This is a genomic window from Pseudomonas sp. NBRC 111138 (assembly GCF_001320835.1).
Classification (GTDB): Bacteria; Pseudomonadota; Gammaproteobacteria; order Pseudomonadales; family Pseudomonadaceae; genus Aquipseudomonas; species Aquipseudomonas paracarnis.
Genome location: NZ_BCBO01000143.1, coordinates 25,672 through 37,732, shown reverse-complemented (window position 1 = coordinate 37,732; position 12,061 = coordinate 25,672). Strand labels below are relative to the sequence as shown.

9 protein-coding genes are annotated in these 12,061 nt (G+C 59.1%); 1 reads left to right on the top strand and 8 read right to left on the bottom strand.

The window, feature by feature from the left end; genetic code table 11:
* The 8 genes from APH41_RS24745 to APH41_RS24710 all read right to left on the bottom strand — a co-directional run.
* Positions 1–2,310 (bottom strand): transporter substrate-binding domain-containing protein (locus APH41_RS24745; RefSeq protein ID WP_177333593.1); only part of this gene is annotated, 2,310 nt, incomplete at its 3' end.
* 6 nt (positions 2,311–2,316) lie between these two features.
* A complete protein-coding gene (locus APH41_RS24740) occupies positions 2,317–2,943 on the bottom strand; it encodes a response regulator transcription factor (RefSeq protein ID WP_034127079.1) in 627 nt (208 codons plus the stop codon).
* Between the two features lie 288 nt (positions 2,944–3,231).
* Complete coding sequence (locus tag APH41_RS24735; protein ID WP_003190369.1) at positions 3,232–3,948, bottom strand: MgtC/SapB family protein; 717 nt, start codon at positions 3,946–3,948, stop codon at positions 3,232–3,234.
* 163 nt (positions 3,949–4,111) lie between these two features.
* Complete coding sequence (mgtA, locus tag APH41_RS24730; RefSeq protein WP_054922065.1) at positions 4,112–6,817, bottom strand: magnesium-translocating P-type ATPase; 2,706 nt, start codon at positions 6,815–6,817, stop codon at positions 4,112–4,114.
* Between the two features lie 650 nt (positions 6,818–7,467).
* The gene (locus tag APH41_RS24725; protein ID WP_054922063.1) at positions 7,468–8,067 is read right to left on the bottom strand and encodes a GNAT family N-acetyltransferase; all 600 of its coding nucleotides are present in this window, start codon (positions 8,065–8,067) and stop codon (positions 7,468–7,470) included.
* Positions 8,068–8,078: 11 nt separating this feature from the next.
* Positions 8,079–8,423, bottom strand: coding sequence for an FKBP-type peptidyl-prolyl cis-trans isomerase (locus APH41_RS24720; protein ID WP_054922060.1), 345 nt, complete (start codon positions 8,421–8,423; stop codon positions 8,079–8,081).
* Positions 8,424–8,679: 256 nt separating this feature from the next.
* Complete coding sequence (locus tag APH41_RS24715) at positions 8,680–9,300, bottom strand: hypothetical protein (protein WP_054922058.1); 621 nt, start codon at positions 9,298–9,300, stop codon at positions 8,680–8,682.
* A 78-nt stretch (positions 9,301–9,378) separates the two neighbouring features.
* Positions 9,379–10,347, bottom strand: coding sequence for a hypothetical protein (locus APH41_RS24710; RefSeq protein WP_054922056.1), 969 nt, complete (start codon positions 10,345–10,347; stop codon positions 9,379–9,381).
* A gap of 203 nt (positions 10,348–10,550) precedes the next feature.
* On the opposite strand from APH41_RS24710, the gene APH41_RS24705 reads away from it, so the two are divergent.
* Entirely contained in the window at positions 10,551–12,047 is a 1,497-nt protein-coding gene (locus APH41_RS24705) for a PAS domain S-box protein (RefSeq protein ID WP_014717983.1), read from the top strand.
* Positions 12,048–12,061: the final 14 nt, after the last annotated feature.

Genomic DNA, 12,061 nt, shown 5'->3' with positions numbered 1-12,061 from the left:
GCCGATCAGCTCCAACATACCCCGCGAAGCCACCGAGGCCACCTCCAGAGCATCGCGGTCGACCCGTCCCTGCTCGGCATTTTTCAAGGCCAGTTCGATCATGCCGATCACGGCGTTCATCGGCGTGCGGATCTCGTGGCTCATGGTCGCCAGGAAGGTCGTCTTGGCGCGATTGGCGGCGTCGGCATCGTCCTTGGCTTCCTGTAGCTGGCCGAGCAGCCGGTGCCGTTCGCTTACGTCTACCCAACCGGCAATCATGCCCACCACCTTCTCGTCGCCGTCGCGATACGGCAGCATCCACTGGTAAATGGTCAGCACATCGCCATTGGGCACCTTGAGGATTCGATCATGAATCTGCGGCTCGCCGCCGGCCATCAAGCGCAGGTAATCGTCATGAAACGACCGGGCCTGTGGCGGGTTTTCGATGTCGGTTTCCACTACGGTCCTGCCGATCACGTCTTCAAGTTTGTAGCCAAACACGTCGAGGTAGGCGTTATTGCAGGCCATCAATCGCCCTTGGCGATCACGCACGTAAATCGGGTGCGGCGTGCCGTCGATCAATACGCTCATGAACCGCATCTGATCGCTCAGCGCTCGCTCGGCCTGCAGGCGCTTGCGAATCAGGCTGCGCAGGTAAATCGCCCAGCCCAGCGTGATGGCCAACAACAACGCCGCCAACCCAAAGCCCTGAAGAATCACATTACGATAACGCAACCAATAGCTGTCCTCGATGATGACCTCGCTACGCCACTGGCCAATCAGTTCGTCCATTTCCTGAGGGGTGATGCTCAGCAGCGCCTTGTCGAGGATCGAATATAGCTCCAACTGACTGCGATTTACCCCAAAGGTCACGCGTGCAGGCTCAATGCCAACCGTGCTGCTGACACGCAAGCGGTCGCGGTAATACCGGGTGATCAGATAACGTGCGCTGATCAACGAGTTGACCGCGCCGTCGGCGTCACCATTGGACACCAGCGCCATGGCTTGCTGGGGGTTCTCCACGTCGACAAACATCACACCTGGAAAATTTTTCGCTATGTCTTCATGCAGGCCATTGCCGACCACCATGGCCAGGCGTTTGCCGACCATGTCCTCCAGCGTGAGCGGGCTGTGGGGACCGTTACGGGTTACCAGCACAAAGGGATTGGTCAGGTAGGGCCGGGTAAAGCGCACTTTTTCAGCACGCTCCGCGCTAGGCGTGACGACCGCCAGCATGTCCGCCGTACCCGCACTGACGATATTGATCTGGCGCGGCAATGAGCCGCCCGGGACCACATCGAACTTCAAGCCGGTACGCAAGCTGATACGCGATAGTACCTCGGCACTCAACCCTTCGAACTGGCCTTGATCACCAATAAAAGATAACGGTAGAAAGTCATTGAGTACCGCGACTCTGACCCTTGGATTCTTTTGCACCCAGCGTTGTTCGCTGGCACTCAAATGCAACCGGTCAACGCCGATTATCCCCAGGTTACCTCCGCTCCAGCGGCGCAGGATTTCCATCTGCTCGCTGGCGGGAATCGCCTCCAGCGCGGCATTGAGAATGGGCAGTAAACGTGTATTTTCGCGGGCGACGGCAAACGCAAACGGGTTGACTTCCAAGCCGGAAAAATCCGCCATACGTACATTGTTGAGGTGATTGCGATTGATCAGATAGTTGCTGCTGATAGCATCCCCCAAATAGACGTCGGCGCGACCAAACGCTACGGCACCAATGGCTTCGAAAGTCGAGGCAAACAACTCCAATTGGGCCTGGGGGTAAAACGCCCGAACGGCGTCGGGCTGCATATAGTGATACAGCATCGCTACACGCTTGCCCGCCAGGTCGTCGTTCAACACCTGGCTATCGCCGCTGCGAGTCACCAGGGTCGGTTGATCGTTGGCGTAGGAGCGAGACAAAAGCAGTTGCGGGTCGGCCGCTTCGTAGCCATTGGCGGAACCGAGAAAATCCACGCCCCCCTGCTTCAAGGCTTCGATCACTTCATCGCGGGTATCGTAACGCCGTACCTCTATGGAGATATGCAGGGCCTGACCCACCAGTGCGGCAAAATCGGCGGTGATACCTTCGAGCTCGTCGTTGTTATTGGTCAAGTCAAAAGGCGCGTAATCGGGAGCAGAAACCCCCATCAACAATGTGCGCCGCTCGCGCAGCCAGCGCCAATCAGACTCGTCCAGTGCTACCTGCGGGGTGTCAATACGTGAGTGCCCCAACAGCCGCAAAGCATGGGGCTCATCCAGGGCCACCGCGATCTGAGGTAACAGGCTCATCCAGAAGATCATGGCGAACCTTATAAACGCGGTGGTGATCATCTCAATTCAGATCAGATGGTTGCGCTGGGCAAACTTGGATAAGTGCACTACCGAAGACATGCGTAACTTCTCCTTGAGTCGAGTCTTGTAAGTGCTGATGGTCTTGTGGCTCAGCAGCATCTGTTCGGCAATTTCCTTGTTGCCCAGCCCCAGGGCCAACATTTGCAATACGGTTAACTCACGGTCCGATAAGCACTCGATCATCTGCCGTTCCGTTTCTTGCAGATCATCGCGGCGCACCGAACTGGTCGGCAAACTGGGGAAGCAGCTGTAGCCCGACATGATCGCTTTGATAGCCTTTTGCAGCTCATCCAGCTCACCGGTCTTGGCGACGAACCCCATCGCACCGGAACGCATGCAACGGGTAGAAAAAAATACCGCCAGGTAGGAGGTCAGCACCAGAATCTTGCACGGCAAGCCCAACGCCTTGATGCGGCTGATAACCTCCAACCCGCCTAATTTAGGCATCGCCAGGTCGAGGATAATCAGCTCGGGACGTTGCTCCCTCGCCAACTGCATGGCGTCAGCGCCATCCCCCGCCTGAAAAATCTCATCAAACCCCTCCAATTGCAGGAGGTGTTTGACCGTTGCCCGGATAAACGGATGGTCATCCACAATTAATGCTTTGCTCATAAAACTTCCTTATGTGGACAAAATACCCTTACACATCACGCCGGACCTGGGTACCTGTGAGAAATGACAGTTCCGACAAGCGGCACTGCTTCCTTGAAGCGGTAACCAAGCAGTGTCTGGCCCTTTCAATTAACTCAACAGAGCGACGAACGCCGGGCCTCAACGGCGCAACAGCCGCAAGTACCCAACTTTAGCAATGCAATGATGTTTCAACCGAAGGGATAATCCGGACAACATGTAGGATTTTTCCACATGCAAGCTTAGCCAATCCTGGCCAGCCCATAAGGATCAGTCGGTGGTGCTCGGACTCCAGAAGGCCTGCACCACCAGGGTTGACGTTGAGAGGCGCGCCACCAGCGCGTCCAGTTCGTCGCCATCCACCGACGTGGCGGCCAGGATGGCCTCGATTTCCACTTCGTCACTGCCGAACGGTCGCACGTCGACGTCGCTGGCAGGGTAGTTGCAGCGTGCCAACTCGGCTTCCAGTAACACCATCACGGCCTGTTGCTGACTGCGGCGCGCAATGACATAGAGGATATTGGTGACCTCTGCCGACACCACGTCCAAGGGCTGACGATTGATGTTGTTGACGATCGGCCGCAGCAAGGTGTTGGCCGCCAGCACAAACAGCGTGCCCAGCAACGCCTCGAGGATCAGGTCGGCGCCGGCGCAGGCACCCACCGCGGCCGAAGCCCAGAGGGTGGCGGCCGTATTGAGCCCGCGCACATTGCCCTCCTCCCGCATGATCACACCCGCCCCCAGGAAGCCAATGCCCGACACCACGTAAGCGACCACGCGCACCGCGCCTTCCGCACCGCCCAGTCGGTTGGCCATGTCGACAAAGATCGCCGCGCCCACCGCCACCAGCACATTGGTACGTAAGCCGGCGGTGCGCTGGCGGTACTGGCGCTCGAACCCGATGAGGCCACCGAGAATAAACGCAGCGCTGAGGCTGACCACGGTGTCGACCAGGGAGTTGAGGTTGATGTTGTTGATTGCCTGCATAAGAAATCTCCATGAATGCAGCGGCACATTGGTAACTCGCAGGTCCCTGTAGGAGCTGGCTTGCCTGCGATAGCGGTACACCACCAATGAATCTGGCGACTGATACACCGTCATCGCGGGCAAGCCCGGCTCCCACAGGATTTGCGATGTTGCATGGAACCTGTTACTGCCAGCCAAACCTGCGAATGTAGTAGCCCTTCACTGCCTGAGTCAGCGCCATGTACGCCAGCAAAATCACCGGCAGGAACACGAAGTACAGCGACGGCAGCGCCTGCAATTTGAAGTAGTGCGCCAAAGGCCCCATCGGCAGGAATATCCCCACGGCCATGATCACGCCGGTCATCAACATCAACGGCAGCGCTGCGCGGCTTTGCAGGAATGGGATTTTTGGCGTGCGGATCATGTGCACGATCAGGGTCTGGGTCAGCAGCCCCACCACAAACCAGCCGGATTGAAATAGCGTTTGGTGGTCTGGAGTGTTGGCATCAAACACATACCACATGAGTGCGAACGTGGTGATGTCGAAGATCGAACTGATCGGCCCGAAAAACAACATGAAGCGCCCCACTTCCCCCGGCTGCCAGCGTTGCGGCGTGGCAAGCATCTCGTCATCGACGTTGTCGAACGGAATCGCAATCTGCGAGATGTCATACAGCAGGTTTTGCACCAGCAGGTGCATCGGCAGCATCGGCAAAAACGGGATAAAGGCACTGGCCACCAACACCGAGAACACGTTGCCGAAGTTCGAACTGGCGGTCATCTTGATGTATTTGAGCATGTTGGCGAAGGTGCGCCGGCCTTCCAGCACGCCCTCCTCCAGGATCATCAGGCTCTTCTCCAGCAGGATGATGTCGGCCGCTTCCTTGGCGATGTCCACCGCACTGTCCACCGAAATCCCGATATCCGCCGTGCGCAACGCCGGAGCGTCGTTGATGCCATCGCCCATAAAGCCGACCACATGTCCGTTGGCCTTGAGCAGCCGCACGATGCGTTCCTTGTGGCTGGGCGTGAGCTTGGCAAACACATTGGTGGTTTCCACGGCCAGGGCCAGTTCGGCGTCGCTCATCGACTCGATGTCGTTGCCCATCAGCAAGCCTTGTTGCTCCAGGCCCACTTCGCGGCAGATCTTCGCCGTGACCAGTTCGTTGTCGCCGGTCAACACTTTCACCGCCACGCCGTGGGCCTTCAGGGCCTTGAGGGCGGGCGCGGTGCTTTCCTTGGGCGGGTCGAGAAACGCCACGTAGCCGATCAGCGTCAGGTTGTTTTCATCGGCCAGGGTGTAGGTGTCACGTCCTGCCGGCATCGGCTGCGCCGCTACCGCCACCACCCGCAGCCCTTCCTCGTTAAAGGCCGCCGTCACCTGGCGAATGCGCGCCAGCAGTTCGTCGGTCAGTGCCTCATCGACGTCACCATGACGCACGCGATTGCACACCGACAAAATTTCCTCCACCGCCCCTTTGCAGATCAATAGGTGCGGTTGGTGCTCCTCGGCCACCACCACCGACATGCGGCGGCGGTTGAAATCGAATGGGATCTCGTCGACCTTGTGGAACGCGGTACCGACTTTCAGCTCACGATGGATGTCCACATGCTCGAGCACGGCCACATCCAACAGGTTTTTCAGGCCGGTCTGGTAGTAGCTGTTGAGGTAGGCCATTTCCAGCACGTCGTCCGACTCCTGGCCCCACACGTCCACATGGCGCGCCAGGAAAATCTTGTCCTGGGTGAGCGTGCCGGTCTTGTCGGTGCACAGCACGTCCATGGCGCCGAAGTTCTGAATCGCGTCCAGGCGCTTGACGATGACCTTCTTGCGCGACAGAAACACCGCGCCCTTGGCCAAGGTCGAGGTGACGATCATGGGCAGCATTTCCGGGGTCAAGCCTACCGCAATCGACAGCGCGAACAGTAACGCCTCGGTCCAGTCGCCCTTGGTGAAGCCGTTGATGAACAGCACCAGCGGCGCCATCACGAACATAAAGCGAATCAGCAACCAACTGACCTTGTTGACCCCTTGCTGGAACGAGGTGGTCGCACGGTCCGTCGCCGTGACGCGTTGCGCCAAGGCACCAAAATACGTGCTGTTGCCGGTGGCGAGGATGACCGCCGTGGCGGCGCCGGACACGACGTTGGTGCCCATAAACAGAATGTTCTCCAGCTCCAGCGGGTTGCGCGTGTGGGCGTCCTGCTGGTGGGCGAACTTTTCCACCGGCATGGATTCGCCGGTCATCGCCGCCTGGCTGACGAACAAGTCCTTGGCGCTGAGCACGCGGCAGTCCGCGGGGATCATGTCGCCGGCCGACAATATAATCAGATCGCCTGGCACCAGTTGTTTGATCGGCAGTTCAATGCGCTTGGCAGCATCGCGGCGCAGCACCGTCGCGGTATTGCTCACCATGGCCTTCAAGGCGTCGGCGGCCTTGTTCGACTTGGCCTCCTGCCAGAAGCGCAACAGGGTCGAGAGCACCACCATGGAGAAAATCACCGTGGCGGCCTTCATGTCTTCGGTCAGCCAAGAGATCACCGCCAACAGGGTCAGCAGCAGGTTGAACGGATTCTTGTAGCAATGCCACAGGTGCACCCACCACGGCAGCGGCTGTTCGTGCTCGACTTCGTTAAGGCCGTATTGCACGCGCAAGGCGTCGGCTTCCTGAGTGCTCAAGCCCTCGGCGTGGCTGCCCAGCACGCCCAGCAATTGCACAGTGCTGCGGTTGGCAGAGGCCACCAGTGTCTGCGCCAGGCTGGGCGGTACTTCGCGGCTGACGCTGGCATCGGTCACGGTCTCCAGCATCGCCAGGCGGCGAAAATGCCGGGCGATATGCCGGGTCCGCAGGAAACCGGCGAAGAACTCTTTGAGCAAAGTGAGGTTCATGGTGTAACTCCTGCGCGAGGAAAAACCGTCGTGCAGGTACTGCCCGTCCACACCGCGCCCGTCACACAGGCACAGCCGAACCTGGCCCGCCCGCCGTAACAGGCAGGCGCGTCCGTAGCATCCAGGCGTTACCCAGGTGCTGGTCAGCGTCGATGAGAGGGAATCAGGCAGTTGCCAGGAGTGGCCACCGCCGGGATGCCGCTTCTCGCTTTATGAGGCGAGACAACGGCATCTGGAAAATGCGCGTTACCTTGCCAAGTAGAGGCCGGTTACCGAAACCGGCCGACGACTGTCACTCGAACAAGTACCCACTGAGGGTCTCCGCTATTGATGAAAACGCGCGAAGCTTACGCCCCGATGTTGGCGGAGTAAACCGTAGGAAAGTGCCAGCTTGGTGAATAAGAAGATTCTTCAGGATGGGTTCAGGAAAGAGCGTTTTGCTTACTTTTGTCTGGGCCGGCAGTCCGGCTTTTCAAAAGTGAGCCGCTATAAAAGCGGAACCCTGAGTAGCCGTTACCGCAGGAATGGATATGTACACGGTCCAACTGTGTTGACTGTCAGGCCGTCTTCGCAGGCAAGCCAGCTCCCACATTTGGATCGCGGTGCGTCAGCTCGATCAGCGTCTACCTGGGATTGATGTACATCCCTGGCTATGGCGTATCAGGTCGATCCCTTTCAACCAACGCCACGTAGTCTTCAATGCTCGCGCTGGCAACACCCTTTACCTGGATAGACACCTTATTCACCTGCCGACCCATCGAGATGCCCTCGCGGGTACGCACCTGTACATATCCAAGTCTGGGCCAAAAACGCTCGGCCCTGGTATTGCCCACCACTACCGTCAGCCGCAGCCACTGGGCGCCCTTCGCCACCGCCCAGGCCTCAAGGTCCGCGTGCAAGCGCTGCGCCAGCCCGCTGCCGTGCCAGCGCGCATGCACCAGCAGCAACCCGATGTGCCACACCCCGGTGGCGAGCAAATCCGCGGCGATATTCACCACGGCGACCAGGTGGCCCTGCGCATCTCGGTAACCCAGCCAGTACAGGCGGCTGCAATGCCAGCCGGCGGGTAATTGGCCGCGTAATTCTTCCCGTGCTTCGGACGGGGTAGCCGGTTCGCCATTCACCGCGATGAAGTAAGCCGGCGCCTGTTCAAAAAACTGCTGCAGCTCAGCTTCATCGCAGCCAAGCAGCTCAACCACCCGAATGCCTTCGAGGAAACTGCCAGGCAACACCTGTGGATCAACGTCCATGTTCAACCTCTTCAATCATCCCGTGTCAGCACTTCCAGCAATTCAATTTCGAAGCGCAGATTACTGTTGGGTTTGATATGCGCGCCCATCGAGCGCTCGCCATAGGCCAGGTGCGCCGGTACATACAACGAGCGTACACCGCCAACCTGCATGCCCATCAAGCCCTGGTCCCACCCCTTGATCACGCGGCCATTGCCGATCACGCACTGGAACGGTTTGCCCCGCTCCCAGGAGGAATCGAACACCGTGCCATCTTCCAGGGTGCCGGTGTATTGGGTGGTGATCAGCGCGCCTTTGACCACGGCTTTGCCGTCGCCCAGGCGGATGTCGGTGACCTGTAGTTCGTCGTTGCTCATGGGGTTCTCATTGAAGGGGCCAAAGGCTGGGGTTTTCCCAGAATCGGAGGGGTTTGGCAAGTGCAGGAAAATGGCCAACGTGATGGTGGACCGTTCGCTGGAATGCATACAGCCGCGTCAGAATCCAATGTGGGAGCTGGCTTGCCTGCGAAGGCGGTGTGTCAGTCAATGCACCTGTGACTGCACGACCGCTTTCGCAGGCAAGCCAGCTCCCACATTGAATCTGCATGCATTCAGAGGTCGCCGTGTCGACCCTTTACAACCAATGCCAGAACCGGCTCCAGAACCCGCGCTCCAACTCATCCTTGCACCCGGCATATTGGCGCGCATACATCTGCGAACGCGCCTGTACCTTGCTCGCTACCGGCGGCAGCCAGGCTTTGCTGGCATAGGTGCGCTGGCGGTAGCCGCCCCAGCCTTCGTGGTAGTTCAGGTACTGGCCGTAGGCATCGTATTTGTAGACGCCGTTGATGGTGTAGGTCTTGTCCATGTACCAGCCGATAAAGTCGATCGCGTCGTCGAAGTCTTCGCGATCAGCGCCGCTGCGGCCGGTGGCTTTGCGGTAGTCGTTCCATACTTCATCCTTGGCCTGGGCATAGCCGGAAGCGGTGGAGACGCGGCCCCATGGGATGATCCACAGCAGGTATTTACGCGGGGTCTTGGCGTCGTGGCGAAAGCCCGACTCCTGATACATGATGGCAAACGGCACCTGGATCGGTACGCCCCAGCGCTTTTGCGTGACCTTGGCGGCGTCGTACCAGTCGTCTTTTTCGCGGAAGATACCGCAGAGGTCGTTGGGCGTGCGTGGCGGCGAGGTGCCGCACGCCGCCAACAGGGAAGTGAGTAATAACAGTCCGACGGCTTTGCCTGCGCTCAAGGGTCACCTTTGTGGGATAAGGGTAAAATGCCAGCATTTTACCCCTTCACACCGGCGGCGTCCTTGCCGCAGACATCTTTAAGCCAAAGGCACGCGACGGGTAGTCAGCGCGATACGACCAATAAAGAAGCTCAACGCCGCACCCAACAGCAGCATGGCCAAGGTGCTCCAGGCCGCGCGGGACAGTTGCTTGGCAGCGACTTCACCGGCTTCACGGGCTTTCTGTTCAGCCTGCTTTTTCAGCTCATCAAACTTTTGCATGGCTTGCTGATAAGCCTGGGCATAGTTGTCGACGATCTGCGTGGCTTCTTCTTTGCTCTTGCCAGTGCGGGCCGCGACGATGTTGACCAGCGCCTCTTTATCCGCTGCATTCAATGCTGGCTCGCCGGACGCTTTCACACGTTCGAACCATTGCTTGAGCTCATCACCGGCCTGGGCAGGATTGGTCGCTGCATCGGTAGCCGACTGCTTGCCATCGACAGCTGCCTGATCGGCTTTCTGCTCGACATTGGCAGGGTCCAGTTCAGCCTTGCCGCTCTGCTTGAGCAAGGTATCCAGTTGGCCTTGCAGGCTGTTCCAGTCCAACTCGATGCCCTGCTCGTTCAACTGTTGCTTGATGCTATTGCCAATCCCCGGCGCGGCGGCAGCAATGCCACTGCCCGCAGCAGACAGACCTTTACCCACCACGTTGCCGGCCGTACCGACCACGCTGGAAGCCAGGCCCGCCAACAGCCAAGTGGTGAGCAAGGTGGTCAAGGTCCAGGTCAGCACCCCATGCAGGCCGCCACGATCCGGCGCGGTGCGGCCGGCCACGAACGCGCCCAACGCGATGGCGACCAGAGTCGATACAAACAACCAGATACCCGCACCCGTGCCAAAACCGCTCAACGGGTTGCCCGCTTCCATCGGGTCAACGGCACTGGCGCCAATGGCGGTGCCCAACACACTCAAGACCAGGTAGGTGACCAGTGCGATTGCACTACCGGCCAATACCGAGCTCCACGACACTCGAAACAGCGATCGATTGGTTTCATAGACAGTGGTCATACAAAGGTCCTTTTCAAATTGAGGAGCAAGGCAATGTGCCTTGATGGGTGTGAGTGTGGCGAAACGACATACGTTCAGTCCTGGCCCATATGCACCAGGTGGTCTGGTGCATTCGCACTGCCCCGTGGGTAATTACTCTGCACTATCCTGAAGCCAGGATGTCGTAACCCAATGTGCCTTGCCCTGCCCTAATCGGAGACGTTATGACCCAGGATGTTCTCGCCAAAGAAACCAACCGCCGCCAACTGCAAACCATCATCTCCGGGCTGTCCGACGGTGTGATTCTGGCCGAGGTCGACCAGACCATTCTCTGGGCCAATGAAGCGGCGTTGACCATGCATGGGGTCAGCGAGGTCAAGGAACTGGGCGCCAATACCGAGGCGTACGCCAAACGCTTTGCCCTGCGCTATCGCAACAACCATCCCTTGCCACTGGACAGCTACCCCCTCAGCCGCGTGGCTGCCGGAGAAGAGTTCAGCGATGTGGTGGTGGAAGTCACACCCGCCGACGACGAACACCGCAGTTGGGTACATCGCCTGCGCAGCCTGGTGCTGACCGATGCCCAGGGTGAACCTGAGTTGCTGGTACTGATCCTCAGCGACGCCACCGAATGGGCCAGCGCCGAGCAACGCTTTGAGAAAACCTTCAACGCCAACCCGGCGCCCGCGGTGATCTGTCGCCTCAGCGACCTGCGCTACATCAAGGTCAACCAGGGTTTTCTGGAGATGACCGGCTACAACCGCGACCAGGTCATCGGCAAATCTGTGTATGAACTGGATGTGCTGGAACAGGCCGAGCGCAAGGACCTGGCGATCCAGCGCCTGGGCGAAGGCGCGACCATCCCGCAGATGCAGGCCGAACTGAGACTGCCCGAAGGTGGCAGCAAACTGGTGATCGTCGCCGGCCAACCGTTGGACATGAACGAGGAAGACTGCATGCTGTTTTCCTTCACCGACCTGGAGCCTCGGCGCAAAGCCGAGATCGCCCTGCGCCAGAGCGAAGAACGCTTCGCCAAATCCTTCCGCCTGACGCCCGTGCCGACCCTGGTATGCAGTGCCGACAACCGCCAGGTAGTAGACATCAACGAAGCCTTCATGAGCATCACCGGCTACATCAGCGAGGAATTGATCGGCAAATCCATCGAAGACATCAACTTCATCGACAGCCCCCAGGCCGGCGCGCAGTTGTTCGCCACCCTGGAAAAAGCCGGCAACCTTGAAGGCCAGGACCTCAAGGTGCGCAAGAAAGGCAACGAGGTGATCGACTGCGTGGTATCCGCCGACACCGTGATTATCCAGGACGTCCCCTGCTACCTGATGGTGCTGATGAACATCACCGAGCGCAAACGCTCGGAGCTGGAACTGGTGGCGGCCATCGAGGAAGTCATGCAGGATGCGTCCTGGTTCAGCCAGACCCTGATCGAGAAGCTGGCCAACGCCAAGAGCGTCAACAGCCCCAACCTGCCGAATGTTTCCTTCACCGACCTCACCGCCCGCGAGCGCGATGTATTGGGCCTGATCTGCGAGGGCCTGGCGGACAAAGAAATCGCCTCGCGCCTGAAACTGGCGCCCAACACCGTGCGTAACCATGTGGCCACGGTGTATTCCAAGCTGGGGGTGCACAGCCGTAGTGCTGCGATCGTCTGGGCTCGTGAACGCGGGCTGTTTGCCGGTGATTTGCGCCTGAAAAACAAGCCCTGACCCTGCAAATGCAC

Bases quoted from the DNA above. Each gene is read 5' to 3' on its own strand.
- APH41_RS24740 (WP_034127079.1), bottom strand. From the start codon at position 2,943: ATGAGCAAAGCATTAATTGTGGATGACCATCCGTTTATCCGGGCAACG.
- APH41_RS24710 (WP_054922056.1), bottom strand. From the start codon at position 10,347: ATGACCACTGTCTATGAAACCAATCGATCGCTGTTTCGAGTGTCGTGG.
- APH41_RS24720 (WP_054922060.1), bottom strand. From the start codon at position 8,423: ATGAGCAACGACGAACTACAGGTCACCGACATCCGCCTGGGCGACGGC.
- APH41_RS24705 (WP_014717983.1), top strand. From the start codon at position 10,551: ATGACCCAGGATGTTCTCGCCAAAGAAACCAACCGCCGCCAACTGCAA.
- mgtA (WP_054922065.1), bottom strand. From the start codon at position 6,817: ATGAACCTCACTTTGCTCAAAGAGTTCTTCGCCGGTTTCCTGCGGACC.
- APH41_RS24725 (WP_054922063.1), bottom strand. From the start codon at position 8,067: ATGGACGTTGATCCACAGGTGTTGCCTGGCAGTTTCCTCGAAGGCATT.
- APH41_RS24735 (WP_003190369.1), bottom strand. From the start codon at position 3,948: ATGCAGGCAATCAACAACATCAACCTCAACTCCCTGGTCGACACCGTG.